Below are 16,623 nucleotides of genomic sequence, written 5' to 3'. Positions count from 1 at the left end.
CTCCAGGAACGTGCGGGGCTCGCCGTTGACCTCGATCGGTTCCTTGCCGCCCCAGGTGAGTTCGAGGAACGCGCCGCGCTGGTCCTTGTCCGGGCCGGAGATGGTCCCGGACGCGAACAGGTCCCCGGTCCGGGACGACGCGCCGTTCACCGTCATGTGCGCGAGCATCTGCGCGGGCGACCAGTACATCTCCCGGTAGGGCGGGCGGGACACGACCTGCCCGTTCCAGGAGACGGCCAGATCGAGGTCCAGCCCCCAAGGGTTCTTCTCGCGCAGGTACGGGAGAGGTTCCGGGTCTTGGGGCGGGGTGGCGACGCGGGCCGACTCCAAGGCGAGGAGGGGCACGACCCAAGGCGAGATGGACGTCGCGAAACTCTTCCCTAGGAACGGCCCTAGCGGCACGTACTCCCAGGCCTGGATGTCGCGTGCCGACCAGTCGTTGACGAGGACGACGCCGAAGACGTGCTTGTCGAAATCGTCCGCGCCGACTTGGGCGCCGATGGGGGAGCCGGTGCCGACGACGAACCCGACCTCTGCCTCGATGTCCAGGCGGCGGCTCGGCCCGTAGGTGGGCGCGGCGTCGGCCGGGGCCTTGCGCTGACCGCTGGGGCGGACGATGTCCGTCCCGGACGGCACGACCGTCCCGGCGCGGCCGTGGTAGCCGACCGGGAGATGCTTCCAGTTCGGCATGAGCGGCTCGGAGTCGGGCCGGAACAGGCGCCCGAGGTTGGACGCGTGGTGCTCGGACGCGTAGAAGTCGACGTAGTCGGCGACCTCGAACGGCATGTGCAGCGTCACGGCGTCGACGGGGTGGACGGCCGCGCCGTCGATGTCACCCGAGACCAGATCGCGGATCTGCTCGCGGACCTCCACCCAGCGCGCGTGGCCCTGCGCCATGAACGGGTTCAGGGACGGCGCGGCGAACACGTCGTCCATGATCGTGAGGTCCACGACGTGATCGGCCACGCGGACGCCCACGCGCGGCGTGGTCAGGCCCGGGGCGGTGAAGACGCCGTAGGGGAGGTTGGCGAGCCCGAAGAGGGAGTCTTCCGGTATCGCGATGCGGGTCATCGGGGGGTCTCCTGAAGGGCGGGCGCGAGCAGCCCGAGGTCGGTGAGCTCGTTCAGCGGGTCGGTGATGCTGCACGTCCCGAACGAGAGGAAGCGGGCGCGGGCGGCGGCCGTCCGCTCCTCGTCCAGGGCGGCGACGCGGGACGCGATCGACGGCGCGTCCCGGTCGGCGAGGACGGCGGACAGCTCGTCCACCGGCCGGTCCCCGGCGGCGGCGTCGGTCGCGAGGAGCAGGTTGAGGAATCCGTGCTGGTGGAAGCCGGTCTCCGGGTCGGTGTTGCGGACCGGATGGTGCAGCCCCGCGGTCGCCTTGAACGGGACTCCGGCGTCCACCACGGCCTTGATCGCGGTGGCCAGCTCGTCCGGGCTCGGGTACAGGTGCGGCTTCACGCCGCCGGTGCGGAACTTCGCGCGGTGGCCGAGTTCGGCGATCGCGTCGATGATCGACGGGCGGCGCTCGTCCCGCGGCACCTCGACGTACACGGGCACGTCGACGGTGCCGAGCAGGCGGAAGAACTCGTCCGCCTCCATCCCGGCCGGGACGGCGACCTCCAGCCCGCGCAGGTCGACGGGCAGTTCCGCCGCCTTGGCCAGGGCCTTCGCGGCCTGGCACGGGCCCTCCGGCGCCGTGACCGACAGGTCGAGCGGCGGGCCGCCCGCGTCGCGGAGGAGTGGGTCCAGGGTGTCGAGCGCGCTCGCCGGGAGGATGAGCGGGCCGACGAGTTCCGCGTAGGGGGCGGAGCGGTGGGCGCGGTGGGCCGGGACGGCGACGTCCAGCGGCGCGAGCCCGGGCGGGAACACGGCCGCGTCGTCGCAGAGCCCGGCGGCGAAGGCGGGGACGCCCGTCACTGCCGCCGCCTCGCCCACGTCCACGCGTACTCCTCGTCCTCGCAGGCCAGGCCGCCCTCACCGAGTTCCAGCGGGTTGAAGGTGTCGACCATGACGGCCAGCTCGTCGAAGAACTCGACGCCGATGCTGCGCTCGTACGCGCCGGGCTGCGGGCCGTGCGCGAGCCCGCCGGGGTGGACGGAGATGGACCCCTGCCCGATGCCGGACCCCTTGCGCGCTCCGTAGTCGCCGCCGCAGTAGAACATGATCTCGTCGGAGTCGACGTTGGAGTGGTAATAGGGCACCGGGATCGACAGCGGGTGGTAGTCGACCTTGCGGGGGACGAAGTTGCACACCACGAAGTTGTGGCCCTCGAACACCTGGTGGACGGGCGGCGGCTGGTGCACGCGTCCCGTGATCGGCTCGAAGTCGTGGACGTTGAACGTGAACGGGTACAGGCAGCCGTCCCAGCCGACGACGTCGAACGGGTGCCGCGCGTAGGTCATGCGCGTGCCGGTGATGCCGCGCGAGGTGCGGTGCTTGACGAGGACCTCGACGTCGGTCGCGTCCGACTGGAGCGGCTCGGCCGGGCCGTGCAGGTCGCGCTCGCAGTAGGGGGCGTTCTCCAGGAACTGCCCGAAGCGGGACAGGTAGCGCTTCGGCGGCGCGATGTGGCCCCTGGCCTCGATGGCGTACGCGCGGAGCGGCTGGTCGCCGGTGGGCAGCCAGCGGTGCGTGGTGGACGTCGGGATGATGACGTAGTCGCCCTGCTTCGCCTCCAGCGTCCCGAAGATCGTCTCGACGGTGGCGGTGCCGGACTCGATGTAGACGATCTCGTCGCCGGTCGAGTTGCGGTACAGCGGGGAGTCGGCGGCGGACACGACGTACGACAGCCGGACGTCGGCGTTGCCGAGGATCAGGCGGCGCCCGGTGACGACGTCGGTCTCGGCCCACGTCTCCTTGGGGAACAGGTCGTGCAGCTTGAGATGGCGCGGCTTGAGCGGATGGTTGGGGGTCGTCGTCCCGTCCGGGGTCTCCCAGACCTGCGAGTCGACGATCGCGGACGGGATCTCCCGGTGGTACAGGAGGGACGAGTCCGACGAGAACCCCTCCTCGCCCATCAGTTCCTCGAAGTAGAGCCGCTCGTCGCCGTCCCTGTGCTGGGTGTGGCGCTTCGGCGGCACGTCGCCGACCCGGCGGTAGTGGGCCATGCTTCCTCGCCTCCGATGATTAAGGCATTAACTAGTTTATGCCGACACTACGACTCTTCTCCGGGGGAGGGAAGGGCCTAACGTCGGGGACGGCCTCGGGACCGCCTCGGGAGGGCCTCGGAGGGCTTCGTCCTCAACTGCGTTCGCGGGCGTCGAACTGCTCGCGGCCCGCGATGAGCTTGTCCAGCAGCATGATGAGCATCCGCTGCTCGGTCTCGGTGAGCACGTCCGCCCACTGCCGCTCGCGCTCGTTCTGCGCCGCGAAGATGTCCAGCATGGCCCGGCGCCCGTCGTCGGTCAGCGACAGGATCACCGACCGGCCGTCGCGCGCACCGGGCGTGCGGGCGAGCATCCCGTCCGCGACGAGCGTCTTCGCCAGGTTCGACACGGCGGCCCTGCTCATCCCGGCGAGCGTCGCGGCGCGTCCGGGCTCCAGCGGCCCGGCGAGCCAGGTGACGAACAGCAGCCGGAACGCCGCCCACGAATGCCCGCGCGGCCGGTGGACGGTGGACTCCAGGTCGTAGGTGACAATCGCCGACGCCCGGTTCAGCGTCAGCAGCAGCCGGGTCGCGAGCCGGTGCGGGAAGCCGAACTCGTCCGCGAGCCGGTGCCCGGCGAGGTCGACGAACGACCAGAAGTCGAGCTGCTCGCCGGTGCCGTTCGCGGCCGGGGCCCTCCCAATATGATTCATGGTTTGACTATTTAACTCGATCGGGGCCCGTGTGTCAGCCGGAGATCATCGGGCATCTCCAGGGGAGGCGTGCTGGGGGGAGGGACGATGGCGACGGTCGCCGACCAGTTCATCGAGGTGTTGCGGCAGGCCGGCGTCCGGCGGATCTACGGGGTGGTGGGCGACAGCCTCAACCCGGTCGTGGACGCCGTCCGCCGCACGGGCGGCATCGACTGGGTGCACGTCCGCAACGAGGAGGCGGGCGCGTTCGCCGCGGCGGCCGAGGCGCAGACGACCGGACGCCTCGCCGTGTGCGCGGGCAGCTGCGGCCCCGGCAACACCCACCTCATACAGGGCCTCTACGACGCGCACCGCTCGGGCGCGCCCGTCCTGGCGCTGGCGTCGCAGATCCCCAGCATCCAGGTGGGCAGCGGCTACTTCCAGGAGACGCATCCCGAACGGACCTTCGTCGACTGCAGCCACTACTGCGAGGCGATCAGCACGCCCGCCCAGATGCCGCGCATCCTCCGGACCGCGATCCAGCACGCGATCGGGCTCGGCGGCGTCGCCGTGCTGACCCTGCCGGGCGACGTCGCCAGCAAGGACGCCGCGAACGCGACCGGCGAGCACGACTTCCTCTTCCGGAAGGGGACCGTCCTGCCGCCGCCCGAGCAGGTCGCGCAGCTCGCGGGCGCGCTCAACCGGGCGCGCAAGGTCATGCTGTTCTGCGGCCACGGCGTCAGGGACGCCCATTCCGAGGTGATGCAGCTCGCCCACACACTGCTGTCCCCTGTGGGGCACGCGCTGCGCGGCAAGGAATGGATCCAGTTCGACAACCCGTTCGACGTGGGGATGAGCGGGCTGCTCGGCTATGGCGCCTGCTACGAGGCCATGCAGGAGGCGGACCTCGTCCTGCTCCTCGGCACCGACTTCCCGTACGATCCGTTCCTGCCGGGCAAGAACACCATTCAGATCGATGACGACGCGTCCAAGCCGGGCCGTCGCACTCCTCTCGACCTGGCGGTTCACGGCGACATCGGGGAAACGCTTCGGCTCGTCCTCGACCAGGTCGAGCAGAAGCACGACCAGTCGTACCTGGACGAGATGCTGCACCGCCACGCCCGCGCCCTGGAGAACGTCGTCTCCGCCTACACGCGCGACATCGAGAAGCACATCCCGATCCACCCTGAATACGTCGCGAGCGTCCTGGACGACCTCGCCGCCGACGACGCGATATTCACCGTCGACACCGGCATGTGCAACGTCTGGGTGGCCCGCTACATAACCCCCAATGGGCACCGTCGCGTGATGGGCTCGTTCGTCCACGGCTCCATGGCGAACGCGCTCCCGCACGCCATCGGCGCCCAGTACGGCGCACCCGGCCGCCAGGTCATCTCCGTCTCCGGCGACGGCGGCCTGGGAATGCTGCTCGGCGAGCTCCTCACGGTGAAGCTGCACCGCGTCCCCGTGAAGATCATCGTGTTCAACAACGCGTCGCTCGGCATGGTGAAGCTGGAGATGATGGTGGACGGCCTCCCGTCCTACGAGACCGACCACGAAGCCGTCGACTACGCGGCGATCGCCGAAGCGGTCGGCATCGAATCGGCCCGCGTGGAACGTCCTGCCGACGTCCGCACCGTCATGGAACGGGCCCTCGCCGCCCCGGGCCCCTACCTACTGGACGTCGTCACCGACCCGAACGCCCTCTCCATTCCGCCGCACATCACCCCGCAGCAGGTGAAGGGCTTCGCCCTGGCCGCCGGGAAGACCGTCCTCACCGGCGGCGTGGGCAAGATGCTGGACCTGGCCCGAAGCAACCTCCGCAACATTCCGCGCCCCTGACCGCGTGAATTCGGGGCCGTTCGCTAGCGGCGCCCGGCGTCCTGGCCGGGGGCCGGGATCCGGACGGCGGCGCCCGAGACGCGGACGCGGGGGTCGCCGTCGCGGAGCTCCACCGTGAGGAGCCCGGGGCGTCCCATGTCCTCGCCCTGGTGGAGCGTGAGCGTCGCGGCGGAGGCGATCTCGCCGAGCTCCCGGAGGTACGCGCCGAACGCGGCCGCGGCGGCGCCGGTGGCGGGGTCCTCCACCACGCCGCCGACCGGGAACGGGTCGCGGACGTGGAAGACGTGCCGCGACGCCCGCCACACCAGCTGGACGGTGGTCAGGTCGTGCCCGGTCATGTACGCGAGCAGGCGGTCGAAGTCGTAGTCCAGGTCGGCGAGGCGCTCGCGGGTGGCGGCGGCCAGGACCAGGTGGCGGGCTCCCGCGTAGGCGAAGCGGGGCGGGATGCCGGGATCGAGGTCGTCCTCGGCCCAGCGCAGGGCGTCCAGGGCCTCGGCGACGTCGGGCACCTCTTCCTGGTACGGCTCCACGCTGGTGAGGGTCGCGGTGAGGACGCCGCCGACCTCGGCGACCTCGACCGGGACCGTCCCGCTCCTGGTGGCGAACGTGAGCGCGCCCGGACCGATCCGTTCCGCCAGCGCGACCGCGGTCGCGACGGTCGCGTGCCCGCAGAACGGCACCTCGGCCTTGGGACTGAAAAAGCGCATCGTGAACGCCCTGCCCGGCTCGCCGAGACCGTCCGGCGGTGCGGTGAGGAACGCGCTTTCCGAATAGCCGAGGTCCGCCGCGATCGCGAGCATGGCCGCGTCGTCCAGCCCGGAGGCGTCCAGGACGACCCCGGCCGGGTTCCCGCCCCCGGGGTCGGTCGCGAAGGCGGTGTAGTGCAGAACGTCACTGCTCAGGTCGGTCATGCCGCCATAGAACACCAGGCCCCACGGGCGCGGTACCCGCGGGGCGCATCGGTGGGGCGCATCGGCGGTCAGGGCCTCCTCATGCTCTTCTTGTACGCCAGGGCGGCGAGTACCTCCCAGATCAGGCGGTGGGCGTTGTTCACCGTCAGATCCGCGTGGTCGTACGGCGGGCAGACCTCTGTGACGTCCAGCGCCACGATGTCGGTGTGCAGCGCGACCTCGCGGACGGCGCGGAGGAGGTCGGCCGGGCTCAGGCCGCCGGGTTCGGGGGTGCCGGTGCCGGGCGCGAAGCCGGGATCCAGGACGTCGATGTCGATCGACAGGTAGATCCCGTCGGTTCCGTCGCTCGCCTCGGCGACGGCGTCGTCCATCACGGCCTTGATCCCGCGCTCCCAGACCTCCTGCATGGTGTGATGCCGCATGCCCTGCTCGCGCATCCACGCCTGCACGTCGGCCGGGGGCCAGTAGCCGCGCAGCCCCACCTGGACGAAGTCCCTCCCCGCGATCGCACCCGACTCGATCAGGCGCCGCATCGGCGTCCCGTGGCTGGCGAGGTTGCCGCGGAGGATGTCGGCCGTGTCGGCATGCGCGTCGAAATGGACCATCCCGATCCGGCCGCCGTGGGCGGCGGCGACCGCCGTACCGCTCGGCCAGGTCACCGAGTGGTCGCCGCCGATCACCACGGGAACGATGCCGCGGCCGGCGACGTCCAGCACCCGCCGGTGGATCGCCTCGCGGGACGCCTCCCACACGCCGGGCGAGACCAGCGCGTCGCCGTAGTCGACCACCATGAGGTGGTCGAAGATCTCGATCTGCAGGTCCAGGTGGTAGCTGCCGGCGTCGTAGGCGTTCGCGCGCAGCGCCCGGGGGCCGAAGCGGGCGCCGGGACGGTTGGTGGTGTTGTCGTCCCATGGCGCGCCGATCACGGCGACGTCGGGACGCCACGCGTCCAGCTGCTCCGGCTCGGTCAGGTGGGGGCGGAGGCCGAACGTCGGCACCCCCATGTAGGAGGAGGAGTCGAGCTGGGCCTGCATCCCGGCAGGCAGGACCGGGCGGGCCGGGCGGTCGCCAGAAGTTTCGTGCGTCATGCCGACATTTCACGGCGGCGGTGTTCCGGTGCCAATGAAGGTAGCGTGCGGCTTAATGATCAGCTTCGTGCTCGGTGTCGAGGACCTCGCCGACGCCCGGTTCGCCGTCTCGCCGCTGCAGGAGGCCGTGCTCAGCCTGCGGGTCCTGCGCGATCCCGGGCTGCACGCGTTGCATCTGCCGTGGCGCAGGGCGGTGCTCGGCCGGCTCGGGGACGCCGACGCCGCGCTGCTGATGTCGCTGATCGGACGGCGCCTCGCCCTTCCCGACTTCCTGACGCCGCCGCCGGCCTCGTTCGCCCCCGCCTTCGAGGACGAGCTCGACGTCGCCCGCCGCGCCCGTCCCGAGGTGGTGCGCGGGGATCTGGCCGGCGTCCATGCGCCGGGGCCCGTCCCCGAGGCGCTCCGTGCGGCGGTTCGCGGGGACGACGCGTCCGTCGCCCGGCTCAGTGACGCGATCTGCGATGCGCTGTTCCGGTACTGGCGGGTGGCCGTCGAACCGGTCTGGCCGCAGATGCGGCTGGTGCTGGAGGCGGACATGACCTACCGCGCGCGGCGGCTGGCCATGGGCGGCGCGCGGCTGGTCTTCTCCGACATGCACCCCGACCTGCGCTGGCGGGACGGAGTGCTCACGATCGACAAGACGATCGGCGAGCATCGCGTCGCGTCGTCCGGGAGGGGGCTGCTGCTGATCCCGTCGGTGTTCGCCCACCGGCCCGCGCCTCCGGTGAGCGCGCACGAGCCGCCGCTGCTCGCCTACCCGTGCCGTGCGGTGGCGACGCTGTGGGCCCCCGCACCTGTGCCTGACGTGACCGCGCTCGGGGCGCTGGTCGGCGAACCCAAGGCCAGACTGCTCCGCCTCCTGGACGAGCCGCTGGCGACGGTGGAACTCGCCCACCGGCTGAGGGTGACGCCGAGCGCGGTGTCTCAGCACCTGCGCGTGCTGCACATGTCCGGCCTGGTCAGCCGGGCCCGCCAGGGACGTCGCGTCTTGTACCAGCGCAGCCCGCTCGGCGACCGGCTCGTGGCGCACCAGGGGGAGCGCCCGGCGGCTCCGGATTAGCGGCGCCCGGTTATTGGAAGGGGCGGGCCATTTCGGCGAGGGTCTCGTCGGTCGCGTCCGCGAGGTGACGGGCGGGGCGCTCATCGATCTCGGCCAGCGTGGCGATGCGGAGCGCCGTCATGAAGGCCCCGGCCAGGACGCGGGGGCGGACACCACCGGGCGGAAGGCCCTCGCGCGCGGCGATCAGGTCGGCGAAGTCGCGCTCGAACCCGGCGTAGTGGGCGAGCAGCCGGGCCATGACGGCCGGGTGCTCGCGGGCGAGCCGGGCCTGCTCGGCGCGCACCGGCGCGCACGCCGTCTCCCCGTCGCCGTCGGCCTGCTCGTCGAGCGCGGCGCGGAGGGCGGTCCAGGACGGTTCGCCGCGCGGGCGCGCCTCGAACGCCTCCAGCAGAGCGCGCATCCGCCGTTCGGCGCCGTAGAGGAGGGCCTCTTCCTTGCCGCCGAAGTAGTTGGAGAAGGTGCGGCGGGAGACGCCCGCGGCGTCGGCGATGGCCTCGACGGTGACGTCGTCCAGCCCGTGCTCGGCGGCCAGCCGCATCGCGGCGTCGTGCAGGGCGCGTCGCGTCGCCTCTTTCTTGCGCTCGCGGAGCCCGCCGGTCGTCGCCATGGTCGGACCAGCGTACCCAAGCGTCTAACGCTGCCCGGCGGGAAAACTTGCCCACCACGCGGTGGGCGCGCGGGCCGGCGGTCAGGCGCAGAAGGCCGTTTCCGCGGCCTTGCCGAGGTCCGCGCGGAATTTCTCGTCGCTCTCCAGCGCGGACGCGTTGTAGGTGATGACGGCTTGGCGGTGCCCGTCCGCGCTCGTGTACGTCCAGGTGCGGTAGCCGGGGAAGCCGCCGTCGTGGCCCCACGCGTACCCGCAGGAGAACCTGATCCGCGCGACGCCGAGACCGTAGTCCTCGACGACGCCCTCGTCGTTCACCGGTGACCAGGGCCGTCCCGGCGATGACGGCGGTGACGGCGGAGAGCGCGGCTGCTGCGCGGCTGCGGGCCATGGGGTTCCCCCTCGGAAGATCGTTCGCTGACGTGATCAACTCTTCCGTCCGCCCCGACCGGCGGCATTGGCCCCAAACCCCGAACCCGGGGTGTACCTCACGACACCCCGTCGCCCGCTCGTCGGGCCCTCGGATTGTCACTCGGGTGATAAACGCGTGCTCGAATCGTTGCTCCGCGTGCATCGCGGCGACGGAGCGGAGGGGCCACACTCGGAGGCTTTGTGCTCCCGCGACGAGGGTGGTGTGCAGTGTCCGGTGACGCCTACGACTTCGACGTGATCGTGGTGGGTTCGGGGTTCGGTGGCAGCGTGACGGCGCTGCGGCTGGCCGAGAAGGGGTACCGGGTCGCCGTGCTGGAGGCCGGACGCCGCTTCGACGAGGAGACGCTTCCGAAGACGTCCTGGCGGCTCCGGAAATACGTGTGGGCGCCGCGGCTCGGGATGCGCGGCATCCAGCGCGTCCACCTGATCGGGGGCAAGGCGGGCGTGCTGGTCCTGGCGGGCGCGGGCGTCGGCGGCGGGTCGCTGGTGTACGCGAACACGCTGTACGAGCCGCCGCGCCCGTTCTTCACCGACCGCCAGTGGGGCCACATCACCGACTGGCAGGACGAGCTGAAGCCGTACTACGACCAGGCCCGCCGGATGCTCGGCGTCACGGTCAACCCGCTGGTCACGCCCGCCGACGAGGCGATGAAGCGGGTCGCCGACCGGATGGGGGTCGGCGACACCTACCACGCCACCCCGGTCGGCGTGTTCTTCGGCGAACGGGGCGGCGAGGACGCCGACGACCCCTATTTCGGCGGCGCCGGACCGCGCCGGACGACGTGCACCGGCTGCGGCTCCTGCATGATCGGCTGCAAGGTCGGCGCGAAGAACATGCTCACCAAGAACTACCTGTACCTGGCGGAGAAGGCGGGTGTTCAGGTCGTGCCCGACACCACCGTCACCGCCGTGGCGCCCCGGGACGGCGGCGGATACGAGGTCGGCACCGAGCACACCGGGCCGCTCCGGAAACGCCGGAAGACGTTGACGGCCGAGCATGTCGTCCTCGCCGCCGGGACGTACGGGACGCAGCGCCTCCTGCACCGCATGCGCGCCACCGGACGGCTCCCGCACCTGTCGTCCCGCCTCGGCGAGCTCACCCGCACCAACTCCGAAGCGCTGCTCGGCGTCGAGCGCATGACCGTGTGGCACCGCAAGAAGGACGTCGACCACAGCACCGGGCTCGCCATCACCTCGTCCTTCCACCCGGACGAGCGGACCCACATCGAGCCCACCCGGTACGGCGCCGGGAACAACGCGATGGGCGTCATCCGCACGCTACTGGTCGACGGCGGCGGTCGGCCCCGGTGGCTGAAGTTCCTCGGGCTGGCCGCCCGGCATCCGACGATCATCCTGCGCGGCCTGTCGCTCAAGGACTGGGCGAAGCGCACCGTCATCGCGCTCGTGATGCAGACCGCCGACAACTCCATCACGCTCGGCGAGAAGCGCGGCCGGCTCGGCCGCCGGAAGCTCGTCGCCAGGCAGGGGGACGGCGACCCCAACCCCACCTGGATTCCCGTCGCGCACGACGCCGTCCGGATGCTCGCCGAAGAACTCGACGCCACGCCCGGCGGGACCTGGTTCGACTTGTTCAACATTCCGACAACCGCACATTTCATCGGTGGCTGCGTCATCGGGGAGACCCCGGAAACAGGGGTGATCGACCCGTACCACCGCGTCCACGGGCACCCGGGCCTGCACATCGTGGACGGCTCGGCGGTGACGGCGAACCTGGGCGTCAACCCGTCCCTCACGATCACCGCCATGGCCGAACGCGCGATGGCGTTCTGGCCGAACCGGGGCGAGAAGGACACGCGCCCTGAGCCGGGCTCGGCGTACCGGCGCGTGGACCGCGTCCTGCCGGACCGTCCCGCCGTCCCGGAGAACGCGCCCGCCGCGCTGCGCTGACGACCGCGCCTGCGGCGCTGCGCTGACGACCGCGCCTGCGGCGCTGCGCTGACGACCGCGCCTGCGGCGCTGCGCTGACGACCGCGCCTGCGGCGCTGCGCTGACGACCGCGGCCGTCAGGTGACGATGGGAGCGAGTTTCTGCATCGTCGTGAAGTCGCCGGTGCCGAACCGGTTCTTGGAGACGGCGACGACCGTCCGCGATTCGACGTCGGTGAACACGCCGTTGCCGCCGCTCCCGCCCCAGCCGATCACCGTCCGGCCCTCCGCCGGCCACGGCGCGCCGATGAGGAAGCCGAGCGACTTCGCCGAGGGGCCGCCGAACAGCTCGTCCATGCCGTCGCGGGCCGGAGGTTCAGTCTTCGGTGCTGTCGTCTTCGCTGCCGCCACCGGCGTCGTCGTCGGCGTCCGGCGGGAACTCGGGCGTCTCGACGGCCCTGATCACGCGGGCGCGGGGGATGCGGCCGGTGCGGTCGTCGCCCTCCTGCGGCGGGTCGGCGGGCTCGCGGACGTTCTCCTCGTCGGGCCAGGGGACGTCCTCGCCGTCGGGCGCGGAGTCGAAACCGGCGACGATCTCGGCCCAGATGGCGTCCTCGTCGCGCTCTCCGGGCGCGTCCGCGTCCTTGGCGGCCGCGCCGTCCGCCGCGTCCCCGTGCGGGGAGTCGGGCGGGTCGGCGACGCCGGTCTCGGGACGGTCGCCCGCGTCGGAGCGCTCGCCGTCCGGGCCGCGGGCGGACGCCTCGCGCAGCCGGGCCAGGTGCGCGCGCAGGATGCCCTCCGCGGCGGGCTTCATGTCGACGTCCACGTACAGCCGGTCGAGGACGTCGCCGCTGGGCTCCCCGGCGGGCTCGGCGCGGTCGCTCCGGTCGGCGCGGTCGGCCAGATCGGCCAGCTCGGCCAGGTCGGACGGCGAGGCCGCGTAGGCCGCCACCCCGGCCTCGCCCAGCGCCTCCAGCATCGCGTCGGCGAGATGCGGGGCGAGGTCGACCAGCGGGGCATAGGTGTCCGCTGACAGTCCATTGCCACGGCGATTCACGGGGCCGGCTCCTTCGACGACTCCGGCGTGACCGACGGCACCGGCATGACGGCCTCCGCCCCTATCGGCATGGGTCCGGACGCGCCATCCGCTCGCGACGGCACTCCCGGACACCCTGAAACGTGTGTCCCACGGTATTCGCTGGGTCGCCCGGGACAAGACCCCGGGCGCACCCGATTGAGATTGACGCCTCAGAGCCTACGTTCATTCCCGCCCCCTGCGGGCATCGCGCCGCGGCCCGCCGGCGGCCGGGGCGCGGGCGTCCGGATCATCGCTCCATGTCGGGCGATGTACCGGCCGGTAGAACGGTGCGACGCGGAGTGGGAAGATGTCCCATCATCCCCGTCGGTCAGGGACCGCCGCGCCCGTCCCTGGGGCGCGCGGTCCGAGGAAAGGTCCCCGCATGCTGTGGTTCTGGATCCTGCTCAGGGTGGTTCTCTCGCCGATCCTGTACCTCGGCTGGTGGCCGCGGAACCGGGGCGTGCGGAACGTCCCGAAGCGGGGGCCGGCGCTGCTGGTGAGCAACCACCTGTCGTTCGCCGACCACTTCTTCGGGCCGCTGCCGCTGTTCCGGCCGATCTTCTTCATCGGCAAGGGCGAGTACTTCACCGGCAAGGGGATCAAGGGGCTGATCAGCAAGGGGTTCTTCACCGGGGTCGGCGTCGTGCCGGTGGACCGGACGGGCGGCTCGTCCGCCGAGGCGGCGCTGCAGACGGGGCTGCGGATCCTCGCCGAGGGCAAGCTGCTCGGCATCTACCCCGAGGGCACCCGAGCCCCCGACAACCGGCTGTACCGCGGCAAGACGGGGGTCGCGCGGCTGGCGCTGAAGTCGCGGGTCCCGGTGATCCCGATGGCGATGATCAACACGTTCGAGCTGATGCCGCCGGGCAAGCCGTACCCGCGGCTCGGGGTGCGGCCCGGCGTCCGGTTCGGCGAGCCGATGGACTTCTCCCGGTACTACGGCCGCGAGGACGACAAGGAGGTCCTGCGGCGGATCACCGACGAGATCATGCAGGCGATCAGGGAGCTGTCGGGCCAGGAGTACGTCGACCGGTACGCCGCCGAGGTGAAGGCGGAGCTCGCCGGGAAGCCGGTTCGGCCGGTCGACGACGACGGAGGCCTGAGCGACGCCTGATGAGCGAGGCCGACCGGGGGATGGGGCTGGAGGCCGCGCTCTGGCGTGCCGTGGCCGTCTACCGCGGCCTGGCGCTGCTGTACGCCGCCGCCGTGATCGCCATGAACTTCGACGGCTACGCCCGCCCGGCCGGGGGCTGGGCGGTCCTCGGCGTCATGGCCGTCTGGACGGCGTACACGGTGCCCGCCTTCCGGGACCCGCGACGCCGCCGGTGGCCGCTGCTGGCCGCCGACCTCGCCGTCGCGTCCGGGTGCCTGCTCGCCACGGCGTGGGTGGAGACGCCCGCGAACATCGCCGACGGCCGCCCGACGCTGCCGGTGTCGTGGGTCGCGGCGGCGCTGCTGTCGTGGGCGGTGGCGGGCGGGCGCCGTGTCGGCGTCGCCGCGGCGCTCGTCCTGTCGGTGGCGAACCTGCTGGTCCACGCGATCGCCGGGACGGCGGGCGGGATCAGCCGGACGACGTTCAACGGCATCGTCCTGCTGCTCCTCGCGGGCCTGGTCGTCGGGCACGTCGTCCGGCTGGCGCTGGACGCGGAGGCGCGGCTGGCGCGGGCCGTGGAGCTGGAGTCGGCGACCCGGGAGCGGGAGCGGCTCGCCCGCCGCATCCACGACTCGGTGCTGCAGGTGCTGGCGATGGTGCGGCGGCGCGGCGACGAGCTCGGCGGCGAGGCGGCGGAGCTCGGGCGGCTCGCGGGCGAGCAGGAGGCGGCGCTGCGGACGCTCATCGGCGCCGACCCCGCCGCCGCGCCCGAGCCGGGCGACGACGTCGACCTGCGCCCGCTGCTGACCGGCCACGCGTCCTCGTCGGTCACGGTGTCCACGCCCGCGACCGAGGTGCGGCTGCCCGCACACGCCGCCCGGGAGGTCGAGGCGGCGGTCGCGGCGGCGCTCGACAACGTCCGGCGGCACTGCGGCGACGGCGCCCGCGCGTGGATCCTGCTGGAGGACGGCGGGGGCGCGGTCACCGTCAGCGTCCGCGACGACGGCCCCGGCCTGCCCGCCGGGCGGCTGGCGGAGGCCGCCGCGGACGGGCGGCTTGGCGTCGCGCAGTCCATCCGCGGCCGCGTCCGGGACCTCGGCGGCACGGTCCAGATATCGTCCGCCGCGGGCGCGGGCACCGAGATCGAGATGACCGTGCCCCGCCCCTGACCCCTGGCCGGCAAGTCGCCATATGGTGTGACCCGTGAGCGACGTTCCCCTCAGGGTCATGGTCGTGGACGATCATCCGATGTGGCGCGAGGCGGTCGCCCGCGACCTCGCCGAGGCCGGCCACGAGGTGGTCGCGACCGCGGGGGAGGGGCGCACGGCCGTCCGCGTCGCCGCCGCGGCCCGCCCGCAGGTCGCCGTCGTCGACCTGCAGCTCCCCGACATCTCCGGCGTCGAGGTGACCCGGCGGCTGGCCGCGGCCGACCCGCCCGTCCGCGTGCTGGTGCTGTCGGCGAGCGGCGAGCAGCAGGACGTCCTCGACGCCGTCAAGGCGGGCGCCACCGGCTACCTGCTCAAGTCCGCCGCGCGGGAGGAGTTCCTGGACGCCGTCCGCCGCACCGGCGAGGGCGACGCCGTGTTCACCCCCGGGCTCGCGGGCCTCGTCCTCGGCGAGTACCGCAGGCTCGCCGCCGCCCCCGCCCGCGAGGACGACGGCGCGCCCCGGCTGACCGAGCGCGAGACCGAGGTCCTGCGGCTCGTCGCGAAGGGCCTGACGTACAAGCAGATCGCGGAGCGGCTCGTCCTGTCCCACCGGACGGTGCAGAACCACGTGCAGAACACCCTCCGCAAGCTCCAGCTGCACAACCGCGTCGAGCTCGTCCGGTACGCGATCGAGAAGGGCCTGGACGGGGACGAGACCGGCGAATCCGGCTGAACCCCCGCGCGGGCCGCGGCGTCTGAGCCCCTAAAGGCGCCTGACCGGGAGCACAGCGTGATCGACGAGATAACTGGGCCGGAGCTGCTGGTCTTCGCCGGCTACGTCCTCTGCGGGTTCGTCCTGATCGCGATCGCGCGGAAGGTGCGGGCGAGCGCGACGCGCGGCGGCCCCCCGTCGCGCGACCTGCATCCGTACGAGATCGCCTACCTGCACGGCGGCGGGCGCCACGCGATCGCCGCGTCGATCACGGCGCTGCGGCTCGACGGCGCGGTCGACACCCTCGCCGACGGCCGGCTGATCCCGCTGACCCCGTCCGCCGCCGGTCCCCGCGCGGCCGGGAAGCCCCTCGACACGGCCGTCTTCGGCGCGATCGCCGGGCGCCGGGCCGGGACGCTCGCCGAGCTCACCGCCGAGCCGGGCGTCCGGGCCGCGCTCGACCAGCTCCGCGACGGGCTGATCCCGCAGGGCATGGTGATCGGCCCCGCCGGGGAGTGGCGGCTGCGGAGCGTCCGGCTGCTGCTCTGGGCGTGGATGGCGCTCGGCATCCCGTTCTTCATCCTGGACGTCTTCGGCGGCTTCCCGGGCGTCCTGCTCCCGCTCGTCGCGATCGGGCTGGTCGCCATCGTCGCCGGGTCCCTGCTCAACACGGGCGCCGAGCGGACGCGGGAGGGCGAGCGCATGATCGAGCAGATCACGCTGTCCAACGCCCACCTCGACCCGCAGCACACCCCGTCCTACGCGGGCCTGCCCGCGCCGTCGGTGCTGCTGGGCGTCGCGCTGTTCGGGACGGCGGCGCTGATGGCCTTCGACCCGATGTTCGTCCAGACCGTCGGGCTCGGCCGCTACATGGAGATGACCGGGGCGGCGACCGCGTCCGGCGGGTACTCGGGCTCCTCCTGTTCGAGCACCGCCTCGGTGTGCTCGTCCAGCTCCTGCGGGGGCGGCGGATCCTGCGGAGGCGGCGGG

The 16,623-nt window shown here is 72.6% G+C and carries 17 protein-coding genes; 7 read left to right on the top strand and 10 right to left on the bottom strand.

What is annotated here, in order from left to right:
- The 4 genes from fahA to E1264_RS27160 all read right to left on the bottom strand — a co-directional run.
- Positions 1-1,071, bottom strand: a 1,071-nt coding sequence (gene fahA, locus E1264_RS27175) for a fumarylacetoacetase (protein WP_132178282.1), incomplete at its 3' end; no start/stop codon positions are given.
- On the bottom strand, positions 1,068-1,943 hold the full coding sequence (locus E1264_RS27170; protein ID WP_207936284.1) for a hypothetical protein: 876 nt from the start codon (positions 1,941-1,943) through the stop codon (positions 1,068-1,070). The genes fahA and E1264_RS27170, both read right to left, overlap by 4 nt.
- Complete coding sequence (locus E1264_RS27165; RefSeq protein WP_132178281.1) at positions 1,916-3,109, bottom strand: cupin domain-containing protein; 1,194 nt, start codon at positions 3,107-3,109, stop codon at positions 1,916-1,918. The genes E1264_RS27170 and E1264_RS27165 overlap by 28 nt, the downstream gene beginning before the upstream one ends.
- A 133-nt stretch (positions 3,110-3,242) precedes the next feature.
- Complete coding sequence (locus tag E1264_RS27160) at positions 3,243-3,800, bottom strand: MarR family transcriptional regulator (RefSeq protein WP_132178280.1); 558 nt, start codon at positions 3,798-3,800, stop codon at positions 3,243-3,245.
- 87 nt (positions 3,801-3,887) lie between these two features.
- Here E1264_RS27160 and E1264_RS27155 point away from each other — a divergent pair, with 87 nt between their 5' ends.
- Complete coding sequence (locus tag E1264_RS27155) at positions 3,888-5,621, top strand: pyruvate dehydrogenase (protein WP_132178279.1); 1,734 nt, start codon at positions 3,888-3,890, stop codon at positions 5,619-5,621.
- A 23-nt stretch (positions 5,622-5,644) separates the two neighbouring features.
- On the opposite strand, the gene E1264_RS27150 is transcribed toward E1264_RS27155, so the two are convergent.
- Positions 5,645-6,532: a PhzF family phenazine biosynthesis isomerase gene (locus E1264_RS27150; protein WP_132178278.1), complete on the bottom strand. Its 888-nt coding sequence runs from the start codon at positions 6,530-6,532 to the stop codon at positions 5,645-5,647.
- Positions 6,533-6,600: 68 nt separating this feature from the next.
- Positions 6,601-7,620: an agmatinase gene (speB, locus tag E1264_RS27145; protein WP_132178277.1), complete on the bottom strand. Its 1,020-nt coding sequence runs from the start codon at positions 7,618-7,620 to the stop codon at positions 6,601-6,603.
- 55 nt (positions 7,621-7,675) lie between these two features.
- Between speB and E1264_RS27140 the strand changes: the two genes are divergently transcribed.
- The gene (locus E1264_RS27140) at positions 7,676-8,680 is read left to right on the top strand and encodes an ArsR family transcriptional regulator (RefSeq protein ID WP_132178276.1); all 1,005 of its coding nucleotides are present in this window, start codon (positions 7,676-7,678) and stop codon (positions 8,678-8,680) included.
- A gap of 10 nt (positions 8,681-8,690) precedes the next feature.
- Here E1264_RS27140 and E1264_RS27135 read toward each other — a convergent pair whose 3' ends face one another.
- Together E1264_RS27135 and E1264_RS27130 are read right to left on the bottom strand one after the other, a co-directional pair.
- A complete protein-coding gene (locus E1264_RS27135; protein WP_132178275.1) occupies positions 8,691-9,287 on the bottom strand; it encodes a TetR family transcriptional regulator in 597 nt (198 codons plus the stop codon).
- Positions 9,288-9,368: 81 nt separating this feature from the next.
- Positions 9,369-9,602 (bottom strand): hypothetical protein, encoded by a 234-nt coding sequence (locus tag E1264_RS27130; RefSeq protein ID WP_132178274.1) that lies wholly within the window; start codon positions 9,600-9,602, stop codon positions 9,369-9,371.
- A 321-nt stretch (positions 9,603-9,923) separates the two neighbouring features.
- Between E1264_RS27130 and E1264_RS27125 the strand changes: the two genes are divergently transcribed.
- Entirely contained in the window at positions 9,924-11,624 is a 1,701-nt protein-coding gene (locus E1264_RS27125) for a GMC family oxidoreductase (RefSeq protein ID WP_132178273.1), read from the top strand.
- A 116-nt stretch (positions 11,625-11,740) separates the two neighbouring features.
- Here E1264_RS27125 and E1264_RS27120 read toward each other — a convergent pair whose 3' ends face one another.
- Together E1264_RS27120 and E1264_RS27115 are read right to left on the bottom strand one after the other, a co-directional pair.
- Positions 11,741-11,959, bottom strand: a complete 219-nt coding sequence (locus tag E1264_RS27120; protein WP_132178272.1) for a hypothetical protein — start codon at positions 11,957-11,959, stop codon at positions 11,741-11,743.
- A gap of 19 nt (positions 11,960-11,978) precedes the next feature.
- On the bottom strand, positions 11,979-12,659 hold the full coding sequence (locus tag E1264_RS27115) for a hypothetical protein (protein ID WP_132178271.1): 681 nt from the start codon (positions 12,657-12,659) through the stop codon (positions 11,979-11,981).
- Between the two features lie 403 nt (positions 12,660-13,062).
- Between E1264_RS27115 and E1264_RS27110 the strand changes: the two genes are divergently transcribed.
- The 4 genes from E1264_RS27110 to E1264_RS27095 form a co-directional block, all read left to right on the top strand.
- The gene (locus E1264_RS27110) at positions 13,063-13,794 is read left to right on the top strand and encodes a lysophospholipid acyltransferase family protein (protein WP_207936282.1); all 732 of its coding nucleotides are present in this window, start codon (positions 13,063-13,065) and stop codon (positions 13,792-13,794) included.
- A complete protein-coding gene (locus E1264_RS27105) occupies positions 13,794-14,942 on the top strand; it encodes a DUF5931 domain-containing protein (protein ID WP_243711200.1) in 1,149 nt (382 codons plus the stop codon). Before E1264_RS27110 ends, E1264_RS27105 begins: the two co-directional genes overlap by 1 nt.
- Positions 14,943-15,000: 58 nt before the next feature.
- The gene (locus E1264_RS27100; RefSeq protein WP_132178283.1) at positions 15,001-15,654 is read left to right on the top strand and encodes a response regulator transcription factor; all 654 of its coding nucleotides are present in this window, start codon (positions 15,001-15,003) and stop codon (positions 15,652-15,654) included.
- A 57-nt stretch (positions 15,655-15,711) separates the two neighbouring features.
- Positions 15,712-16,623: TIGR04222 domain-containing membrane protein (locus tag E1264_RS27095; protein ID WP_132178270.1), on the top strand; the 912-nt coding region annotated here is incomplete at its 3' end.

The organism is Actinomadura sp. KC216 (genome assembly GCF_004348535.1).
Lineage (GTDB): Bacteria > Actinomycetota > Actinomycetes > Streptosporangiales > Streptosporangiaceae > Spirillospora.
Note: the sequence above shows the minus strand (reverse complement) of the source record. Positions and strands in the feature narration are given on the sequence as shown.